Raw genomic sequence first — 19,850 nt, 5'->3', positions numbered from 1 at the left:
AGGTATATACGAGGCTAATTTAACATGATTCTAGCGAAAAAATCTCTTCTCGTCACCGCTGGTGCTGCGCTGCTGCTGACCACGGCCTGCGACGGCACCCAAGGCTACGGCACCGGCATGGGCGCGAACAAGACACAGCAGGGCGCACTGATCGGTGGCCTTGCCGGCGCCGTTACCGGCGCGGTCGCCAGCGATAAGAAGGGCAAGGGCGCGCTCATCGGCGGCGCCATAGGCGCCCTCGGCGGTGCTGCCATCGGCAACGCACTGGACAAGCAAGAGGCCGAACTGCGCCGCGATCTGCAAAATGACCGCGTGCAGATCAACAACACCGGCGACCGTTTGATCGTGACCCTGCCGCAGGACATCCTCTTTGCGGTAGACAGTGCGCGGGTCAACACTGCGCTGCGCGGCGATCTGCTGACGGTTGCGGACAGCCTGCAGAATTATCCCGGCAGCACAGTGCAGGTGGTCGGTCATACCGATAACACCGGTGCGGCGGCCTATAATCAGGACCTGTCCGAGCGGCGCGCAAATTCGGTCGCGGATGTGCTGATGCAGGGCGGTGTCGGCGCCAACCGCGTCCGCACGTTCGGACGAGGCGAGGATCAGCCCATCGCGTCCAACCTGACCGCACAGGGCAAGGCGCAGAACCGACGGGTCGAGATCGTGATCCTGCCGAACCAGCGCTAATATTCTCGTGCAAGGCGGCCTGCCGGCGGCCTTGCACCCCTTTCAGGGGATAGCGCCCTGAGCATTCTCGTCCGACATTTTCAATCACATGATGCCGCCGCGCTCGCGGGACTGATGCACGCGTCGGTCCATTCTATCGGTGCGCGTGATTACAGTCCGCAGCAATTGGCGGCATGGAGCCCGTGTGCCGTAGTGCCGGGTGCGTTTATGGCGCGCGTTTCGGACGGGCGCACAATCTGGGTCGCTGAGGGCAGGCGGGGCCAGCCGGTTGGATTCGTCGAGCTGGAGAACAATGGTCATATCGACTGCTTTTACTGCTTGCCTACAAGCCAAGGCACCGGGTCCGCGCTCTATAGCGCGCTTGAAGCCGACGCTGTGACACGCGCTATCCCCAGCCTTTTTGTCGAAGCCAGCGAGGCCGCGCGACAATTTTTCGTGCGCGCCGGGTTTGGTTGTGAAAAACGGCGGGATTTTACCCTGCGCGGTGTCGCACTGCATAACTACCGTATGACAAAGAAACTGCGATGAGAGCAGCATGAATCAGGCATCTTCGCTGTTCCCATACCGCACCAATTCTTGACCATTCCACCACTTCGCTATACCCGATTTGCCAACGCGCATCATCCCAAGAGGACGCCCCACATGAGCACCCATTCGCTTCTCATTCTGCCCGGTGACGGGATCGGCCCCGAAGTCATGGACGAGGTGATGAAGGTCATCGACTGGTATGGCGACAAGCGCGACATGCCCTTTGACGTCATCACCGACCTTGTCGGCGGATGCGCCTATGACAAACACGGCACCCCCCTGCATGACGACACGATGGCCAAGGCGCAACAGGTTGATGCGGTCATGCTGGGCGCTGTGGGCGGGCCGAAATACGATGACCTCGATTTCTCGGTCAAGCCAGAGCGTGGGCTGCTGCGCTTGCGCAAGGAAATGGACCTTTTTGCCAACCTGCGTCCGGCGCAGTGCTTTGACGCGCTGGCCGATTTCAGCAGCTTGAAGAAAGAGATTGTCGCCGGCCTCGACATCATGATCGTGCGCGAGCTGACCAGCGGCATCTATTTCGGCGAGCCGCGCGGCATTTTCGAGGAAAATGGCGAGCGTGTCGGCATCAACACCCAGCGCTACACCACGTCCGAGATTGACCGCGTCGCGCGCGCCGCATTCGAGCTGGCCCGCCGCCGTGGCAACAAGGTCTGCTCGATGGAAAAAGCCAACGTGATGGAGAGCGGGATTCTATGGCGCGAGGTCGTCACTAAGGTGCACGCCGAAAGCTACGCCGACGTCCAGCTCAGCCATATGTATGCCGACGCGGGCGCGATGCAGCTCTGCCGCAACCCCAAGCAGTTCGACGTGATCGTCACCGACAACCTCTTTGGCGACATCCTGTCCGATGCCGCCGCGATGCTGACCGGATCACTCGGGATGCTGCCCTCGGCCAGCCTTGGCGCGCCGATGGCAAACGGCCGGCCCAAGGCGCTTTATGAGCCGGTCCATGGCTCGGCCCCCGACATCGCGGGTCAGGGCAAGGCAAACCCGATTGCCTGCATCCTCAGCTTTGCCATGGCGCTGCGCTATTCATTCGACAAAGGCGATGAGGCGACACGGCTGGAGCGGGCGGTCGAGGCCGTGTTGGCGAATGGCGCACGCACACCCGATCTGATGGGTCCGGACGGCGGCACGCCGCTGAATACGGGTCAGATGGGTGATGCGATCGTCGCGGCCCTTAACGCCAGCCTTTAAGCCTGTCGCGGCGCCCGGCCTGTCCCAAACCTGGCCCGGCGCCGCCTATTTGAGGGATTGCCAAGGGCGATCCCCTCGTCTATCGCTCGCGCCACGGTCGGGCTGTAGCGCAGCCTGGTAGCGCACCTGCTTCGGGAGCAGGGGGTCGGAGGTTCGAATCCTCTCAGCCCGACCAGTTTATCTCCGAAAAAATTCTATACTTATTTTGAGACAGCACCGTTAGGCGCACCCTGTGCCAATATGTGCCGATTTTCGGTGATGCAGAACTGAAACAGAGAGGTCGGGGGGGCAAAGAAAGCGCGCACCTCAGTCGCCACCTTTGGCTCTCCGCATTCCCAAACATCGCGGCCGACCAGTTTAAAAGGGAAATGCTCAGGATAGCGATGCACAGCGGGGCGATGCGCGGCTGGTCCTTGGGCGACCCACCGGTTTGCCGGACTGGGCCACGCCTCTGGTTCTGGCAGATGTTGGATCAGGGCGGCCCAGGATTTTTCTCGGGGGAAATATCCAAATCCTCCTGCCAGCCAAGGGCGCTTGCGCTGATCCCTCATTCACCCAGTTTGGCGTGGACCTCGTGGAGGTCAATTTCACCGATCGGCATCTTGTTTGACGGATCGGCGAAGTCGTATTTGAATAGTTCGAAATCTTGCTTGTAGATCTCGTAGACCAGATGCATCGACAGATCGTCGAAGTAATCCTCGACCGGATGCGCGCGTTTGGGGCCATGCCCCTCGCTTTCGTTAAAGCGTGGCATGGTGCCTAAATCGACCCTGTGAGGGGCATCTATCGCGTCTAGTACATCCTGCATCCCATCGTTGAACGCCTCGGTCCAAAAGATGCGATCATACGTGCCACCATTGACGATGTAGGTGCTGACATGGCCTGACATTGCGGACCAGTGGATGTCGGGCTCCATCGGGCGGCGCCAACGGATTGTATCGCGCGCGAACAGCAAAAACCGGCGAAAGCTGGCGATCTGGTCGAACTCTTGCTTGCCGTCCTCGCCGCCGACCTCGATCCCGTATTTCTGCACCAGTAGCGGTACCAGCTTGCCACGATAGCGTTTGCCGTTGCGTTGGATGCCGCAAATCTTGTCAAAGAACGAGCTGAGGATGCGTGTGTAAGGATTGCGCACGCAGGTGAACGCGTAAGAGCTGTGCGTCTTGACGTTGGCCGTGATCAGTGGCTGGCTTTCGTCCAGCGCCCATTTATGAAGCCCATCCTTGGCGTCGTGGATATCACCGTCAAAGAAGGTACCATGATCCGAGTAATACATGATCTGACCGATGGTCGAGCAGGCGCACTTGGGCACTACGCGGTAGACCACGCTTTCGCTTTGGGTCATCCATGTGCCGGGAAACCCCATGATCACTGCCCTCGCAAAACCTCTGATGTCCCGTTCGGGACTTATTGTTCTCTGTCGTTATAAAACAGAATTATTACTGTTTCATCAACGCATGATCGGGATTATCACTATAAACAATCGGCAGAACAAGAGGTAGTCTGTTTCCCACATGGCGAAAATTGCCTACATACTTTTGTGCCACAAGGATCCCGAGGCCATCATCGCGCAGGCCGAGATGCTGACGGCTGTAGGTGATTGCATCGCGATCCATTTTGATGGTCGCGCGAAACCAGCGCATTTCCGGCGGATCAAGACGGCGCTGGCAGATAATCCGAACGTCTGCTTCGCGCGAAAGCGGATCAAGTGCGGCTGGGGCGAATGGAGCCTTGTGAAGGCGACGCTGCTTGCGATCGAGGCGGCTGTGAGCGCCTTTCCGCGCGCCACGCATTTCTACATGCTGTCGGGCGATTGCGCCGCGATCAAGTCGGCGCGCTATGCGCACGAATTCCTTGACCGCGAAGATGTGGATTACATAGAGAGCTTCGATTTTTTCGAAAGCGACTGGATCAAGACCGGCATGAAAGAAGAGCGGCTGATCTATCGCCACTTTTTCAACGAGCGCAAGCATAAGTGGCTGTTCGACACGTCGTTCAACCTTCAGCGCAGGCTGGGCCTCAGCCGAGATATCCCGCATGATATACAGGTCCAGATTGGCAGCCAGTGGTGGTGTCTGCGCCGCCGTACGGTGGAGTGGATTTTAGAGTTTACCCGCCAGCGGCGCGACGTCATGCGCTTTTTCCGCACGACGTGGATCCCTGACGAGACGTTCTTTCAGACCCTCGTACGGCATATTGTGCCGGAATCCGAGATCCGCACGCGCGCCCTGACGTTTCTGATGTTCACCGACTACGGGATGCCGCAGACCTTTTATAATGATCATTACGATCTTTTGCTGGGTCAGGATTTTCTGTTCGCGCGCAAGATCAGCCCTGAGGCGAGCGTGCTGAAGCAGCGTCTTGCCGCGCTCTATGCCGACGATCAGGTCGAGTTCAAGATTTCGAACGAGGGGCGCAGCCTCTTCAAGTTCCTGACCGCGCAGGGCCGGATTGGCCGTCGCTTTGCCTCGCGCTTCTGGGAGACGGAGAGCACGCTGGGCCGTCACCGCGAACTGATGATCATTGTGTGTAAGAAGTGGCACGTCGCCAAGCGTTTGCTGGAGCGGACCCGCGAGGTCACGAACGTGCCCGCGACCGAGTATCTGTTCAACGAGGAAAGCACCGCACTGCCGGATCTGGGCGGCATTCAGGCGAGCCTGGGCAAGCGGACGCGCCACCGGCGCGCGCTGATGCGGATGCTGTTCGACTATCACGATACCGACCGCATGATCGTGTGCATGGACCCCGGCGATCTCGACCTGCTTGCGGATTTCTGCGGCGACCGCTCAACCACGCGATTGCTGGAAATCCAGTGCGTCTTTTCCGACGACTACCTCATCGGCCACGCCGTGCGCGTTGGCCTCGCCGGTGAGCAGACGTCGGACGAGACGCTCGAGCGGCTGTTGCCCACGATCAGGGGTCAAACGACGTTTGAAAGCGACAAGATGCGCGATGCCGAGTTCGAGCATCACTATATCATGCGTCAGAACGCCACCGACGAGGATAACGCCATCCCGATCTCGAAATTCCTGAGCATCGGTTACGAGCAGGCGCTGGGTATCGCGCGGACCGATCATCTTTTTGCAGACTGAGGATTCACTATGGCTTTTGACTATGACGACCAGAACATCTTTGCCAAGATCCTTCGCGGCGAGATCCCGAACGACACGGTGCTCGAGACAGCCCATAGCCTTGCATTCAAGGATATATCGCCGCAGGCGCCAGTGCATGTGCTGGTGATCCCCAAGGGCGCCTATGTCAGCTACGACCATTTCGCCGCCGAGGCGAGCGACGCTGAAATCGCCGATTTCACCCGCGCCGTCGGCGAGGTCTGCCGCATGGCCGGCTTGGATGGCGCGGGTGCGGAGGGCGGGTTTCGCGTAATTTCGAACGCCGGTCCGCATGGGGCGCAGGAGGTGCCGCATCTGCATATGCATGTGCTGGGCGGGCGACCGCTGGGGCGGCTGCTGGACAGGGGCTGAAGCCAGCCATGGCCGTTTTGCGCATCGTTGCGAATGTCGCGTCTGAGGACGTTGCACAGATGCGCGCCTTTTACGGTGATCTTTTCGGGCTGCGTGTGGTGATGGATCACGGTTGGATCGCAACTTTGGCGGGCGAATGCACAGCATTGGTGCAGATCAGTATCGCCAGGGAGGGTGGCTCGGGAACGCCGGTGCCGGACTTGTCGATTGAGGTGGATGACGTTGACGCCGTCCATGCCAGTGCGACCCGGCGGGAAAGCTGGTGAACGTGCTATCGCATCTGGATCGTAAGCCCGAACAGGCCACACCATGAATGAGCGGTTCGCCAAAACACCGGCGCCGCCTTACTACGCGGTCATCTTTACCAGCCTCCTGAGCCAGAAGGACGCCGGATATGCGGCGATGGGCGACGCCATGTTCGATCTGGCGCTAAAGCAGCCCGGTTGCCTCGGAGCCGAAAGTGCGCGCGATTCCGAAAGGCTGGGCATCACCGTGTCCTATTGGCGCGATGAGGACAGCATTCGTGCATGGAAGGCGCAGGCGCAGCATCTGGTCGCGCAGAAATACGGGATCGACAAATGGTATACCCATTACGAGTTGCGCATCGCCAAGGTTGAACGCGCCTATTCGGGGCCCGAGGGGCGCAGCTTAGACTAGCTTGGTTTGCGGTAATGCCACGCATCCCGTCTTTGCGGGGATGTTACATGAACCCTCAGCGGCTGCGTGTCAGTTCCAGAAATACATCCTGAAGGTCGGCCTGTTCGGTGCGCACATCGCGGATGCGGATACCGGCATCGTGAACGGCAGCCAGCACCTCTTCGGCGCTGGTTTTCCCGGCGCTGTAGCTAAGCGCCAGCACGCCGCCGCCCCGACGTGTAACGTCGATACCGGGTGCCTCGGGCAATCGCGCAACGTCGCCGTCGGGGATGATGATCATGCTGCGCGTGTCGAGCTGTGCGAGCAGGTTCGACGTGCTGTCGCGCGCCACCACTTCGCCGTGGTTGATAATGGCGATCTGGTCGCACATTTCCTCAGCCTCTTCTAGGTAGTGGGTGGTTAGAATGATCGTCATGCCCTCATCGTTCAGCTTTCGCACATTTGCCCACAGCATCTGGCGCAGCTCGATATCGACGCCTGCCGTCGGCTCGTCCAGCACCAGCACGCGGGGGCGATGCACCAGCGCCTTGGCCAGCAATAAACGGCGCCGCATTCCGCCGGAAAGGGTGCGCGCATAGGCGTTCGCCTTGTCCTCCAGCCCGACAAGGGCGAGGATTTCGTCGCTCCGTCGCTGCGATTTCGGCACGCCGTACAGACCCGCCTGCACCTCCAGCGCGGCGCGCGGGGTGAAGAACGGATCGAGGTTCAGTTCCTGCGGCATGACGCCGATGGCCGCGCGGCTCTGGCGCGGATTCACGTCTTGGTCAAAGCCCCAGATATTGACCTTGCCCGCCGTTTTGACAACGAGGCCCGCGAGGATGTTGATCAGCGTCGACTTACCCGCACCGTTTGGGCCAAGCAGGCCAAAGACGGAGCCGGCCGGGATGTCCAGATCAATCCCCTTCAGAGCCTCTTTTTCAGGGCTGCCCCGAGAGCCGCCATAGGTCTTGCGCAGGCCCCGGATTTCGATTGCGCTGCGTGCCATGGTGCCCTTGCCCCTGCCGTGTTGATCCATCATAAACGTGAGGTAGTGGAAGTGCCGGCAAAAGGAAACGCCCAGATGGTGACCAAAGCGCCCGAAATCCGGATCGTAGATGACTATCGCGTATGCTGCGACGGCAGTGGACCGGGCCTGGGCCATCCGCGCGTCTGGCTTCAGATTCCGCGGGATCGTGGCTGGGTCGAATGCGGCTATTGCGATTGCCGAATGATCCACCGCGATTTCGAAGGCAAGGTCTAGCGGTCTGCCGCTGCGCTGGTTGCGTGGGCGGCATTTGGATATTTATACCAAGAATAAGCACCAAAGCGTGTCAGGAGTCGGGCCCATGTCATTTGGAAAAGGATGTCATCTGCATCTGATCGACGGCTCGGCCTTTATTTTTCGCGCCTATCATGCGCTGCCACCTTTGACGCGCAAATCCGACGGTCTGCCCATTGGCGCCGTGGCGGGCTTTTGCAACATGCTGCAACGGTACATTGACGGCAATAACGGGTCCGATTCGGCAACGCATGTGGCTGTGATCTTTGACAAGGGCAGTCATACGTTCCGCAATGATCTGTTCCCCGACTACAAGGCCAACCGCGAGGCGATGCCCGAGGAATTACGCCCGCAGATCCCGCTGACGCGCCGCGCGACAGAGGCGTTCAATATCGCCTGCAAAGAGGTCGAGGGATACGAGGCCGACGATATCATCGCGACGCTATCGGTGCAGGCGCGTGATGCTGGCGGGCGCGTGACGATCATCAGCTCGGACAAGGACATGATGCAGTTGGTCGGCGGCGGGGTCGAGATGCTGGATGCGATGAAGAACCGCCGGATCGACGTCGAGGGCGTCGAGGAAAAGTTTGGCGTTGGCCCCGATCGCGTCGTCGACGTGCAGGCGCTGGCAGGCGATTCGGTAGATAACGTGCCGGGTGCGCCGGGCATCGGGATCAAGACGGCGGCGTTGCTTATCAACGAATTTGGTGACCTGGACACGCTGCTGGAACGCGCGAGCGAGATCAAGCAACCCAAGCGGCGCCAGACGCTGATCGACCACGCCGACCAAATTCGCCTGTCGCGCCAATTGGTACAGTTGGATTGCGACATGCCATTGGATTTCGGGCTGGACGATCTGGAGGTGCGCGACCCGGATGCCGACGTCTTGCTGGGTTTTCTGGCCGAGATGGAGTTTCGCACCCTGACCAAGCGCATCGCCACCGCGATGGATGCCGAGGCGCCCGAGATTGACGATACTCCGCCCGACGCCCCTGACGCGGGCGCGCCGGAAATGCCGGAAATTGACCAATCAAAGTACGAGAAAATTGCCGATATGGCAGCGCTTCAAGTGTGGATCGACCGCATCCGCGCGCGCGGTTATGTGGCGGTGGATACCGAAACGACATCGCTCAATGAAATGCAGGCCGAACTGGTTGGCATATCGCTGTGTGTCGAACCGGGGCAGGCCTGCTACATCCCGCTGACGCACAAGGGCGAGGGCGAGGGTGATCTGTTCGGCGGGGCCGCTTTGGTCGAGGGGCAGATGCCTGCGGACGCCGCACTAAAGGCGCTGAAGCCGGTTCTTGAGGATGCGAGCATTCTCAAAATCGGCCAGAACATGAAGTATGATTCCAAGATTCTGGCCCGCCGCGGCATCGACATCGCGCCTATCGACGACACGATGCTGATCTCGTACGCGCTGCACGCCGGGTTGCACGGCCACGGCATGGACGCGCTGAGCGAGCGGTATCTGGGTCACACACCGATCCCGATCAAGACGCTTTTGGGCGGCGGTAAATCCGCCATCACCTTTGACCGCGTGCCGGTGGACGATGCGGTGAAATACGCCGCTGAGGATGCTGATATCACTCTGCGCCTCTGGACCGTGCTGAAACCACAGCTGCACGTCGCGCAGGTGACGCGCGTTTACGAAACGCTGGAGCGGCCGCTGGTGCCGGTGCTGGCGCATATGGAGCGGAATGGGATCAAGGTCGACCGCGACACGCTCAGCCGCATGTCGGGTGCCTTCGCGCAAAAGATGGCAGCGCTGGAGGAGGAGATTCATCAGTTGGCCGGGCGAAAATTCAACGTCGGCTCCCCCAAGCAGTTGGGCGAAATCCTGTTTGACGAGATGTCGCTTGAGGGCGGCAAGCGTGGCAAGACGGGCGCCTACGCCACCGGCGCCGACGTCTTGGAGGATCTGGCGACCGAGCATGAATTGCCCGCGCGCATTCTGGACTGGCGTCAACTCTCCAAGCTGAAATCGACCTATACGGACGCGTTGCAGGACCATATCGACCCGGATACGGGCCGGGTGCATACGTCCTATATGCAGGCGGGCGCCAACACCGGGCGGCTCGCGTCCTCTGATCCGAACCTGCAAAATATTCCCGTGCGCAGCGAGGAGGGCCGCCGCATCCGCGAAGCCTTTGTCGCGCCCGAAGGCAAGGTGCTGGTCAGCCTCGACTACAGCCAGATCGAGCTGCGTATACTGGCGCATGTGGCCGATATCGACGCGCTGAAGCAGGCGTTCCGCGACGGGCAGGACATTCACGCCATGACCGCCAGCGAGATGTTTGGCGTGGCGATGGAGGACATGACGCCGGAAATTCGCCGCCAGGCCAAGGCGATCAACTTTGGCGTGATTTACGGCATCTCGGGGTTTGGTCTTGCGCGCAACCTGCGTATCCCGCGCAGCGAGGCGCAGGGGTTTATCGATCGCTATTTCGAGCGATTTCCGGGCATCCGCACATACATGGACGACACGGTGGCCTTTGCCAAAGAGCATGGGCATGTCCAGACCCTCTTTGGTCGCAAGATCCACACGCCCGAGATCGGCGCGAAAGGCCCACGTGCGGGATTTGCCAAGCGCGCGGCGATCAACGCGCCGATCCAAGGCACCGCCGCCGATGTGATCCGCCGCGCGATGATCCGGATGCCGGACGCGATCGACGGCTTGCCATGCAAGATGTTGCTACAAGTGCATGACGAACTGCTGTTTGAGGTTGATGAGGGCGCAGTGGACGATGTCATCAAAGCCGCCCGCGACGTGATGGAGGGCGCGGCCGAGCCGGTGGTCAAGCTGTCCGTGCCGCTGATTGTCGACGCGGGGCAGGGGGCCAACTGGGCCAAGGCGCATTGACGCGCTTTCTGATCCTGCAACTGCGCCCAGAGCGGGACGCATCAGACGCAGAATTCACGGCGTTCCTGATCAAAAGCGGGCTGGATGCCACGCGCGCCCATCGTATTCGACTGGACGCAGAAGAATTGCCCGCCACACTCGATCCTGCCGATTATGCAGGGATCATCGTCGGTGGCGGCCCCGGTTGCGTTAGCGACGCGCCCAGCGAAAAGAGCGATGAGCACGCGCGCATTGAGTCGGCTGTTCTGTCGTTGATGCCGCAGATCGCACAGAACGATATCCCCTTTCTCGGCTGTTGCTACGGCATCGGTATCTTGGGCAAACATCTGAACGGCGCCGTCGGCAAGTCCCGCTATGGCGAGCCGGTCGGCACCGCTGATTGCACCCTAACGGATGCGGGCCGTGCTGATCCGCTGCTGGCGGGCCTACCGGACCGCTTTGACGCTTTCGTCGGCCACAAGGAGGCGCTGGAGGCGCTGCCAAAGGGCTGCGCGCATCTGGTCGCCGCGCCCAGTTGCCCATTCCAGATGGTGCGCTACAAGGCGAATGTCTATGCTACGCAATTCCACCCCGAGGCGGATGCAGACGTTTTTGAAGAGCGGATCGAGATCTACAAACATCACGGCTATTTCCCGCCAGAGACGGCAGACGATCTGATCGCCATGTGTCGCGCCGCGAATGTGCAGGCACCGGAACACATTCTGCGCAATTTCGTACAGCGCTACGGCTGAGTGGTTTGCGGGAACGTTTGCCGCTATAGCAAATGCCCGGATTTGCGCGCCTTGGTTGCCAGATAGCCCTCGTTCTGCACGGTGTGCCCGGCAATCAGTGGCACGCGCTGGGTGACGTCCAGACCGCAGCGCTTCATCATGTCGATCTTGGCCGGGTTGTTCGTCATCAGACGCACGGCGTCAAATCCCATCTTACGCAGGATGCCGGCCCCGATACGAAAATCACGCTCGTCGTCCTCGAATCCCAGTCGATGATTCGCCTCGACCGTGTCAAAGCCTTGATCCTGAAGCGAATAAGCGCGCATCTTGTTGGCAAGGCCGATACCGCGCCCTTCTTGATTGAGATAAAGCAACACGCCCGCGCCCTCAGTCCCCATTTGCGCCAACGCCGCGCGCAACTGCGGACCGCAATCGCATTTCAGGCTGCCCAGCACATCGCCGGTAAAACAGGCGGAATGGAGCCGCGTCAATACAGGCGCATCGCGAGGCGGTTTACCGATCTCGATCGCGTAATGCTCTTCGCTTCCGTCTTCGGGGCGAAATACGTGGACGCGGCCCGCGTCGCTGGCGGCCAAAGGAACGCGGGCGCTGACGACGTTATGCGGGGGGCTCGAGAGGCGCATCGCGGCCTCAGCCGCCTCGGCTGGCAATACGGTCAGGTTGGCAGCGGCGGCGCGGACGGCTGCGTCCGGCAGCACCAGCACCAGTGCGGCGGGCAGCAGGCGCGCGGCCTTGGTCAACGTCAGGGCCAGACGGTGCAGGCCCGCATCACTGCCGCGCTCAGTCTGAAACGGCCCTTTCATCGGGTGGGCCAGATCGTCTTCAGGGCTGGCGATGGCGCGTATCCACTCAAGGTCTGCATCAGGTGGCAGAGCGATCCGCGCCAGATCGCCATCATAAGCGCGCGCCTTGAGCGTTTCGGCGCGATGGGCTGTAATTGCCAAGGTCAGCCGCGCCTCGCCGTCCAGCGCACGCAGCGCGGCGAGGCGCGGCGCATCCAGCGTCTCGGCCGCGGCGATTAGCGCGCCGCCTTCCACGCCGCTCAGCGCGACAGGCAGACCCATCGCTAGATCGGCGCGGGCACGGGCCAGCAGGTGGGTGATGTCGGGTCGCAGGCTCATCGTTGCAGGCTTTCATAGCTTGTCCACGATCTAATCGCTTTCGCGCGGAAATGAAACAATAGCCGGGTATGCTACACTAGGGCGTGATCGCGTTGACGTATTCCTTGCCGTAGCGGCATCGTCTGCGCATGTAGAGGTCGAGGCAACCGGAGGATACCACCATGGCACAGCTCAAGAAAATCCTGCTCGTCGATGACGACGAAGACCTGCGCGAGGCGCTGGGAGAGCAATTGGTGATGACCGAGGATTTCGACGTGTTCGAGGCCGGTACCGGCGCCGAGGCGATGACCCATGCACGCGATTCCAACTACGATCTGATCATTCTGGATGTCGGCCTGCCGGACACCGACGGGCGCGAACTGTGCCGCCTGATGCGCAAGCAGGGCGTCAAGTGCCCGATCGTGATGCTGACCGGTCATGACGGCGACGCCGACACGATCCTGGGCCTGGACGCAGGCGCGAACGATTATGTGACCAAGCCGTTCAAGTTTCCCGTCCTTCTGGCCCGTATCCGCGCGCAGTTGCGCCAGCACGAGCAGTCGGAGGACGCGGTATTCCAGCTGGGGCCTTATACGTTCAAGCCCGCGCTCAAGATGCTGTTGGAAGAGGACGGACGCAAAGTGCGCCTGACCGAGAAGGAGACGAACATCCTCAAGTTCCTCTACCGCTCGACCGATGGTGTTGTGGCGCGCGACGTGTTGCTGCACGAGGTCTGGGGATATAATGCAGGTGTGACGACGCACACGCTGGAGACGCACATCTATCGCCTGCGCCAGAAGATCGAGCCCGATCCTTCGAACGCGCGGCTGCTGGTTACCGAAAGTGGGGGCTACCGATTGATATCGTGACCGGCGCGATTGCGGCCACCGCCTTAGCCTCGGGAAACGCGCTGGCCGGCCTTGCGGCGCTCTGATAGGCACTAGGGCCACGCCCCCAGCCGACGGAGATGCCCGCAATGTCCTTTACCCTCGCCACATGGAACATTAACTCGGTCCGGCTGCGCGAGCCGCTGGTGTGCAAGCTGCTGAGCGAGGAGGCGCCCGATATCCTGTGCCTGCAAGAGTGCAAAAGCCCGGTGGACAAAATCCCGACCGAAGAGTTTGCCGCGCTGGGCTATACCCACATGATCGCGCGCGGTCAAAAGGGATATAACGGCGTCGCTATCCTGTCCAAGCTGCCGATCGAGGATGTGGGACAGCATGACTTTGCCGCGCTGGGCCATGCGCGCCATGTCGCCGGGCGGTTGGAGAATGGCACGGTGATCCACAATTTCTACGTGCCCGCCGGCGGCGACGTGCCTGATCGTGATGTGAACGACAAGTTTGGGCAAAAGCTGGATTACCTCACCGAGATGCGCGATTGGTGCCGCGAGAGCCGTCCCGAACGTGCGATCCTGGTGGGCGATCTGAACATCGCCCCTCGCGAGGATGACGTCTGGAGCCACAAGCAGTTGCTCAAGGTGGTCAGCCACACGCCCGTCGAGGTAGCCCACCTCGAGGACGCGATGGAGGCTGGGGGCTGGCAGGATGTGACCCGCGCAGATATTCCCGAGGGGCAGCTCTATAGCTGGTGGTCCTACCGCGCCAGGGATTGGGACGCTGCCGACAAGGGACGGCGGCTGGACCATGTCTGGGCGACGGGTGATATTTCGGGCGCGGCACATTCCAGTCGCATCCTGCGCGCCGCACGCGGGTGGGAAAAGCCCAGCGATCACGCGCCTGTCTTTGCGACCTTCGATCTATGATCACAGTGCGGACGGGGGTTGTACCCCCGAACCCCCAGAGTATTTGCGGAACAATGAAAGACCCGGCAGGCCCTTGGTCGGGTGTGCCTCTTGCAACACAGGGGGCGCTGGGCCATCTATTTATCATAGCGCAATTCAGCGAGCGAGGCGAGACGAGATGATTGAACTTGGTGGCCAGGCCCCCGCAACCAACCTGATCAAGGACGTGACTGAGGCCGATTTCATGGCCGAAGTCGTCGAGATGTCGCAAACTGTGCCCGTGATCGTCGATTTCTGGGCGCCGTGGTGCGGCCCATGCAAGACATTGGGCCCCGCGCTGGAGGCCGCCGTGACAAAGGCGGGTGGCGCCGTGCGCATGGCCAAGGTCAATGTCGATGAGAATCAGGGCATCGCGGGCCAGCTGCGTGTGCAATCGGTCCCGACGGTCTATGCGTTTTGGCAGGGCCAGCCGGTCGATGGATTCCAAGGCAATGTTCCCGCATCCGAGCTGGAGGATTTTGTGAACCGCGTCGTCGCCACTGCGGGTGGTGCTGCCGAGGAGGATGGAGGCCTGGCCGATGCCGTGATTGCCGCCGACGAGATGCTGGACGAGGGCGACGCGGCGGGCGCGGCCCAGACCTTTGCGGCCATTCTGACCGAGGACCCGGTAAACGCCGCCGCATTCGGCGGCATGGCGCGCGCGCACATTGCCTTGGACGAGTTTGAGCAGGCTGAGGCCGTGCTGAACGGCGCACCCGCCGAGATCAGCAGCGCGCCCGAGATCGAGGCCGCGCATGCGCAGCTTGCCCTCGCACGGCAGGGTCAGGACGCCGGCCCTGTTGGTGAACTGGAAGCGACACTTGAGGCCGATCCCGCCAACCATCAGGCGCGCTACGATCTGGCGCTTGCGTTGGCTGCAAACGGACGCAGCGGTGAAGCTGTCGATCATCTGCTTGAGATATTTCGCTGCGACGCAGAGTGGAATGAGGGTGCGGCCAAGAGTCAGCTCTTTACCATCTTTGATGCGCTCAAGCCAAACGATCCGGTTGTGCTGAACGGGCGGCGCAAGCTGAGTTCGATGATCTTCGTATGAGGTCGTGCGCGCCTGCGCCCCATGGCAGTTGTCCGGACGCGCGGGTGGGCTAGATGGTGGCTCATGACGCATAACACAGATCTTCCGGACGTCGTTCCCATCTTTCCGCTGCCGGGGGCACTACTTTTGCCACGCGCCCGGCTGCCGCTGCATTTGTTCGAGCCGCGCTATCTGGCGATGCTGGACGATGCGCTGAAGACGCCGCAGCGCCTGATTGGGATGATCCAGCCCAACAAGGTGCCGGGTCGCAGCGGGTCCGGCCTGCACACTATCGGCTGTGTTGGCCGCGTGACGCAATTTTCCGAGACCGAGGGCGGGCGCTATATGATCACGCTGGCGGGCGTGTCGCGCTTTCGCCTGATCGAAGAGGTTGAGGGGTTCACCCCCTACCGGCGTGCGCGCGTTTCATGGGCTGGGTTCGAGCGGGATCAAGGCCCCGAAGAGGGCGATACCGCCTTTGACCGTGGTGCATTTTTACAGACGTTGTCGCAATATTTCGATTCCCAAGATCTACAGACCGACTGGGACAGCCTGAAGGAGGCGGATGACGAGTTGCTGATCAACTCACTATCCATGCTTCTGGGGTTCGAGCCGGAAGACAAGCAGGCGCTGCTGGAGGCGCCGTGTCTCAGCACGCGACGCGAAACGCTGATGACGTTGATTGAGTTCGCAATGCGCGGTGGCGACGGTGAGGGAATGCTGCAATGAGCGATGATGATACCGGCCCCCAATTTGATCGGCGGATGCTGGAGGCGCTGATTTGCCCGCAGAGCCATCAGCGGCTGGACTACGACGCGACTAAAGGCGAACTGATCAGCCGCGCCGCTGGGCTGGCCTTTCCCATCCGGGCGGGAATTCCTATCCTTCTGGTCAGTGAGGCGCGCACGCTGGACTGATACCGGGCTAGTGATCCTTCGGCGCGGCGGCGCGGCGCAGGCGGTCATTGATGGCGCGGCCCAGTCCATGATCGGGGATTGGGGCCACGGCGATGGCAGACGCACCGCCCGCGTCGAGCGCATGGAGGTGGTCGAAAAGTGCTGCCGCCGCCTCAATCAAATCACCTGATACCGACAGATCCAGCGCCGCGCCGGGGGTTCCGCCGAAACCCAGCAGAGTCTCGCCCTCGCGTGCGTGCTTGGCATTCAGGCGCATGGTGGCATTGGGCGCGTAATGCGATGCCATCTGGCCGGGCGCGGTGATCGCGCTATCCTCGCTGCGCAAGGCGAGGCGTGCGCCGAGGGCGTCCTCGATCGCCTCTATCGGCAGGCCTCCGGGGCGCAGCAGCGTCGGCTCGCCGGTCAGGGCGATAATCGTCGATTCCACCCCCACCTCACATGGTCCGCCATCGAGTATGGCGGCTATGCGACCTGACAGCCCCTGCGCGACGTGCTGAGGTCGGGTGGGGCTGATCCCCCCCGACAGGTTGGCCGAGGGCGCGGCTAGCGGCGCGCCGCTTGCCTTTAGCAGCGCGCGCGCAATCGGGTGGGCAGGGGCGCGCAGCGCGACACTGTTCTGTCCGGCGGTGACCAGTGGCGACAGGCCTGCATCCGCGCGCAGCGGCAAAACCAACGTCAGCGGACCGGGCCAGAACGCTTGCGCGAGGCGATCCGCCATGTCGCACCAGTCGCCATAGGTCTGCGCCGCTTGGGCGTCCGCGACATGCACGATCAGGGGGTTAAAGCTGGGCCGCCCCTTGGCCTCGAAAATGCGGGCAACGGCGGCACCGTTGCGCGCATCACCGGCAAGGCCGTAGACCGTCTCGGTCGGGATCGCGACCAGCTGGCCGTCTGCGATGAGCTGCGCGGCGGCTGCGATGCCACGCTCGTCCGGGGCGAGGGTGCGGGTCTGCATCGGCGTTGGATCCTTGGGGCGGAGGGGCTAAAGCGTCTCGAGTTTAAGTTGAATCACCAACTGAATTCGAAACGCGCAACATTTGATCATCGTACTCGATTCGACATTTGGTCGTAGTTCAACAATATGACGAAACGCTTTAGGTAGGGTGTGCGGCTTAATACCGTGCGCCAGAGCTATTGCCAAGGAGGCCCGATGCCGCGTTCCAATCCCGACAACGCCACAAACGGCATCCGCTATCCTTGGCCAGAGCCGCCCGCCGAGGGCACGGCGACCGAAATCGCCCCCGGCGTTCTGTGGATGCGCCTGCCCCTGCCGATGGTTTTGGATCACGTCAATGTCTATGCGCTGGATGATGGGGATGGCTGGACAATCGTCGATACTGGATTTCAGTCCCGGCGCAGCACCGCGATCTGGGAGGGGTTGCTGGCGGGACCGCTACAAGGGCGGCCCGTGCGGCGTGTGATCGTGACGCATCACCATCCCGATCACGTCGGCATGGCCGGGTGGCTGATGGACCGATTTGACGCCGAATTGCTGACCACGCGCACCGCATGGCTCATGGCGCGGATGCTGATCCTCGATGTCGAAGAGCGCCCCACGCCCCAAGCGCTGGCCTATTGGCGCAGCGCGGGGATGGACCCCGAGATTTATCAGACGCGCAAGGACGCGCGGCCCTATAACTTTGCCGATACCTGCGCGCCTCTGCCGGTGGGTTACACGCGGTTGCAGGAGGGCGATACTGTCGTGGCGGCGGGCCGTACCTGGAATGTGCGGATAGGCAATGGCCACGCGCCCGAGCATCTGACGCTGTGGAGTCGGGACTGCAATCTCGTGATCGCCGGCGATCAGATCCTGCCGTCGATCAGCCCCAATCTGGGCGTCTACCCGACCGAACCTGACGCCGATCCCGTTGCCGACTGGCTGGAGGCGTGCGGGCGATTTGCGGGTCATGCGCGTGCGGATCATCTGGTGCTGGGCGGTCACAAGCTGCCCTTTACCGGCCTGCCGCTTCGGATGCGTCAGCTGATCGAGAATCATCACGGCGCACTCAGGCGGCTAGAGGCGCATCTGAAAGAGCCGCGCACTGCGGTGGAATGCTTTGCACCGCTATTTAAACGCAGGATCGACGCGGGGACATATGGACTCGCCATGGTCGAGGCGGTTGCACATTTGAACCACTTGCATAAGCTGGGCCGCGTGGAGCGCTGGCTTCGCGAGGATGGCGCATGGCTGTGGCTAGCTGAAGGAGAGGGCAATTGAACGATGAGATCATGACGACCGCCGAGGCTGCCGAGGCCGACGTCCTGCCACGCTGCCACGAAGTACATACCGGCAAAGATCGCACCAGCCCTGCCGAGGGTGCCCCGGCCAGCGTCAAGGCCAAGCCTTTCGAGAAAAAGAGCGCGGCGGAATGGGCCTATGAGCGGCTGATCCTCTATATCAAGAACTTTGAAAAGACATTGGATAACGAACATGAGATCGCCATGGGGTTTGTCGGTGGCGATGCCGGCGTGCTGAAAATCGAGGGCATGGGGTATTTTGATCCCGATATCGTCACCTTTTACGGTAGCGACGCCTCAGGCAGCAAAACACAACTGGTGCAGCATGTAAGCCAGCTAAGCGTCATTCTACGCGCTCTGCCCAAGCCGGTCGATCAGGCCGAACCCGAGCGCATCGGATTTCATCTGGCGGCGCAGCTGGAAAAGAAATGAGGCGCGCTGCCCGCGCCGCTTTGAGCGTGACAGGGCGCGGCAAATACAGTAACCAGCCGGGAAATTCGGCATGAAGAGGACGGAATTCGAATGACTGATCACAAACATGGTGAGATGGATATCGAAGAGCACGAAAAGACGTTTGAAGGCTTCGTGAAATTTTCGACCCGGGCGGCGATCGTTGCCATCTGCGTCCTGATCTTCTTTGCGTTGGTCAACGGCTGAACACGGGCTGCGCTGCAGCGCGGGAGGCGACTTGATACGTTTTGTGATTTTGGCTTTTTGCGCCGTTTTTGCGCTTGCTGGTTGCGCTGCTCCGCCGGGCGTCTGGGCCAGCGATGAAGATGTGGCGCGCGTGGCTTATCGCGATGACGGCCCGCCGCGTCTGACGATGTTCACCATGCTCAATAACAACACCGGATCGGGCGCGCACACATCGCTAATGATCAATGGCTCGCAACGGATCATCTGGGATCCGGCAGGATCGTTCAAACACGAAAGCATCCCTGAGCGCAACGACGTGATCTTTGGCGTGACACCAGCGATTGCTGATGTTTACACGCGGTTCCACGCGCGCAAGACGTTCCATGTAAAGATTCAGGAACTGGAGGTCACGCCAGCGCAGGCTCAGAAGGCGATGCAACTGGCGATGTCCCACGGCACCGCGCCGCAGGCGCAATGCGCACGCAGCACGTCAAGCATTCTGGCCGAGATTTTTCCGGGCCAGGTCAAGCAGACATGGTACCCCAAGGCGCTGGCCGACGAATTCGGCAAGCTGCCGGGCGTCAGCGAAAAGGTGCTGTACGAATATGACAGCGACGACAACTCCAAGGTGCTGGCCGCATGGGATCCGTCTAGGGTGGGATCTAGCTGAGTGTGATTTGATGGAATTGCGCTGCGCGCAAGGCATGTCTCGG

23 protein-coding genes and 1 tRNA gene are annotated in these 19,850 nt (G+C 61.3%); 20 read left to right on the top strand and 4 right to left on the bottom strand.

Features of this window, described 5'->3' with window-relative positions; translation table 11 throughout:
• Positions 1-24 precede the first annotated feature (24 nt).
• The 4 genes from U3654_RS15185 to U3654_RS15170 all read left to right on the top strand — a co-directional run bounded on the left by U3654_RS15185 (position 25) and on the right by U3654_RS15170 (position 2,614).
• Positions 25-690, top strand: a complete 666-nt coding sequence (locus tag U3654_RS15185) for an OmpA family protein (protein ID WP_324752390.1) — start codon at positions 25-27, stop codon at positions 688-690.
• A gap of 114 nt (positions 691-804) precedes the next feature.
• Positions 805-1,218, top strand: a complete 414-nt coding sequence (locus U3654_RS15180) for a GNAT family N-acetyltransferase (protein WP_324752389.1) — start codon at positions 805-807, stop codon at positions 1,216-1,218.
• Positions 1,219-1,332: 114 nt separating this feature from the next.
• Positions 1,333-2,439 carry a 3-isopropylmalate dehydrogenase gene (leuB, locus tag U3654_RS15175; protein WP_324752388.1) on the top strand — a complete coding sequence of 369 codons (1,107 nt, stop codon included), beginning with the start codon at positions 1,333-1,335 and terminating at the stop codon, positions 2,437-2,439.
• A 98-nt stretch (positions 2,440-2,537) separates the two neighbouring features.
• Positions 2,538-2,614, top strand: a tRNA-Pro gene (locus U3654_RS15170).
• A gap of 372 nt (positions 2,615-2,986) precedes the next feature.
• Here U3654_RS15170 and U3654_RS15165 read toward each other — a convergent pair.
• Positions 2,987-3,805, bottom strand: coding sequence for a sulfotransferase family protein (locus U3654_RS15165; protein WP_324752387.1), 819 nt, complete (start codon positions 3,803-3,805; stop codon positions 2,987-2,989).
• Between the two features lie 148 nt (positions 3,806-3,953).
• Between U3654_RS15165 and U3654_RS15160 the strand changes: the two genes are divergently transcribed.
• From U3654_RS15160 to U3654_RS15145, 4 genes are read left to right on the top strand one after another with little or no spacing between them, the layout of a single operon-like run.
• On the top strand, positions 3,954-5,531 hold the full coding sequence (locus tag U3654_RS15160) for a DUF5928 domain-containing protein (protein ID WP_324752386.1): 1,578 nt from the start codon (positions 3,954-3,956) through the stop codon (positions 5,529-5,531).
• A gap of 9 nt (positions 5,532-5,540) precedes the next feature.
• Positions 5,541-5,921 carry an HIT domain-containing protein gene (locus U3654_RS15155; RefSeq protein ID WP_324752385.1) on the top strand — a complete coding sequence of 127 codons (381 nt, stop codon included), beginning with the start codon at positions 5,541-5,543 and terminating at the stop codon, positions 5,919-5,921.
• Between the two features lie 8 nt (positions 5,922-5,929).
• Entirely contained in the window at positions 5,930-6,187 is a 258-nt protein-coding gene (locus U3654_RS15150; RefSeq protein WP_324752384.1) for a hypothetical protein, read from the top strand.
• Between the two features lie 43 nt (positions 6,188-6,230).
• Positions 6,231-6,578, top strand: coding sequence for an antibiotic biosynthesis monooxygenase (locus tag U3654_RS15145; RefSeq protein ID WP_324752383.1), 348 nt, complete (start codon positions 6,231-6,233; stop codon positions 6,576-6,578).
• Positions 6,579-6,633: 55 nt separating this feature from the next.
• On the opposite strand, the gene U3654_RS15140 is transcribed toward U3654_RS15145, so the two are convergent.
• Positions 6,634-7,563, bottom strand: coding sequence for an ABC transporter ATP-binding protein (locus U3654_RS15140; protein ID WP_324752382.1), 930 nt, complete (start codon positions 7,561-7,563; stop codon positions 6,634-6,636).
• 75 nt (positions 7,564-7,638) lie between these two features.
• On the opposite strand from U3654_RS15140, the gene U3654_RS15135 reads away from it, so the two are divergent.
• From U3654_RS15135 to U3654_RS15125, 3 genes are all read left to right on the top strand, one after another.
• Positions 7,639-7,818: a zinc-finger domain-containing protein gene (locus U3654_RS15135; RefSeq protein WP_324752381.1), complete on the top strand. Its 180-nt coding sequence runs from the start codon at positions 7,639-7,641 to the stop codon at positions 7,816-7,818.
• 85 nt (positions 7,819-7,903) lie between these two features.
• On the top strand, positions 7,904-10,699 hold the full coding sequence (gene polA, locus U3654_RS15130; RefSeq protein WP_324752380.1) for a DNA polymerase I: 2,796 nt from the start codon (positions 7,904-7,906) through the stop codon (positions 10,697-10,699).
• Positions 10,696-11,430 carry a glutamine amidotransferase gene (locus tag U3654_RS15125; protein WP_324752379.1) on the top strand — a complete coding sequence of 245 codons (735 nt, stop codon included), beginning with the start codon at positions 10,696-10,698 and terminating at the stop codon, positions 11,428-11,430. The genes polA and U3654_RS15125 overlap by 4 nt, the downstream gene beginning before the upstream one ends.
• Before the next feature lie 23 nt (positions 11,431-11,453).
• Here the strand turns inward: U3654_RS15125 and ribA are convergent, their stop codons facing one another.
• A complete protein-coding gene (gene ribA, locus U3654_RS15120; RefSeq protein ID WP_324752378.1) occupies positions 11,454-12,551 on the bottom strand; it encodes a GTP cyclohydrolase II in 1,098 nt (365 codons plus the stop codon).
• Positions 12,552-12,712: 161 nt separating this feature from the next.
• On the opposite strand from ribA, the gene U3654_RS15115 reads away from it, so the two are divergent.
• The 5 genes from U3654_RS15115 (at position 12,713) to U3654_RS15095 (ending at position 16,263) form a co-directional block, all read left to right on the top strand.
• On the top strand, positions 12,713-13,399 hold the full coding sequence (locus U3654_RS15115) for a response regulator transcription factor (RefSeq protein WP_324752377.1): 687 nt from the start codon (positions 12,713-12,715) through the stop codon (positions 13,397-13,399).
• A gap of 107 nt (positions 13,400-13,506) precedes the next feature.
• Positions 13,507-14,295, top strand: coding sequence for an exodeoxyribonuclease III (locus tag U3654_RS15110; protein WP_324752376.1), 789 nt, complete (start codon positions 13,507-13,509; stop codon positions 14,293-14,295).
• Between the two features lie 157 nt (positions 14,296-14,452).
• Entirely contained in the window at positions 14,453-15,367 is a 915-nt protein-coding gene (locus tag U3654_RS15105) for a co-chaperone YbbN (protein ID WP_324752375.1), read from the top strand.
• Positions 15,368-15,430: 63 nt separating this feature from the next.
• Positions 15,431-16,075: an LON peptidase substrate-binding domain-containing protein gene (locus U3654_RS15100; protein ID WP_324752374.1), complete on the top strand. Its 645-nt coding sequence runs from the start codon at positions 15,431-15,433 to the stop codon at positions 16,073-16,075.
• Positions 16,072-16,263, top strand: coding sequence for a Trm112 family protein (locus U3654_RS15095; RefSeq protein WP_324752373.1), 192 nt, complete (start codon positions 16,072-16,074; stop codon positions 16,261-16,263). The genes U3654_RS15100 and U3654_RS15095 overlap by 4 nt, the downstream gene beginning before the upstream one ends.
• Before the next feature lie 7 nt (positions 16,264-16,270).
• Here U3654_RS15095 and U3654_RS15090 read toward each other — a convergent pair whose 3' ends face one another.
• Complete coding sequence (locus U3654_RS15090) at positions 16,271-17,218, bottom strand: L-threonylcarbamoyladenylate synthase (protein ID WP_324752372.1); 948 nt, start codon at positions 17,216-17,218, stop codon at positions 16,271-16,273.
• A 195-nt stretch (positions 17,219-17,413) separates the two neighbouring features.
• Here U3654_RS15090 and U3654_RS15085 point away from each other — a divergent pair, with 195 nt between their 5' ends.
• The 4 genes from U3654_RS15085 (at position 17,414) to U3654_RS15070 (ending at position 19,807) form a co-directional block, all read left to right on the top strand.
• Complete coding sequence (locus tag U3654_RS15085) at positions 17,414-18,481, top strand: MBL fold metallo-hydrolase (protein WP_324752371.1); 1,068 nt, start codon at positions 17,414-17,416, stop codon at positions 18,479-18,481.
• Positions 18,478-18,933 carry a DUF6173 family protein gene (locus tag U3654_RS15080; RefSeq protein ID WP_324752370.1) on the top strand — a complete coding sequence of 152 codons (456 nt, stop codon included), beginning with the start codon at positions 18,478-18,480 and terminating at the stop codon, positions 18,931-18,933. Before U3654_RS15085 ends, U3654_RS15080 begins: the two co-directional genes overlap by 4 nt.
• Positions 18,934-19,023: 90 nt before the next feature.
• A complete protein-coding gene (locus U3654_RS15075) occupies positions 19,024-19,158 on the top strand; it encodes an aa3-type cytochrome c oxidase subunit IV (RefSeq protein ID WP_324752369.1) in 135 nt (44 codons plus the stop codon).
• A 31-nt stretch (positions 19,159-19,189) separates the two neighbouring features.
• On the top strand, positions 19,190-19,807 hold the full coding sequence (locus tag U3654_RS15070; protein ID WP_324752368.1) for a hypothetical protein: 618 nt from the start codon (positions 19,190-19,192) through the stop codon (positions 19,805-19,807).
• Positions 19,808-19,850: the final 43 nt, after the last annotated feature.

It is taken from the genome of Roseovarius sp. Pro17, assembly GCF_035599575.1.
Lineage (GTDB): Bacteria > Pseudomonadota > Alphaproteobacteria > Rhodobacterales > Rhodobacteraceae > Roseovarius.
The sequence above is the reverse complement of the archived record's forward strand: the minus strand, read 5'-3'. Positions and strand labels throughout refer to the sequence as shown.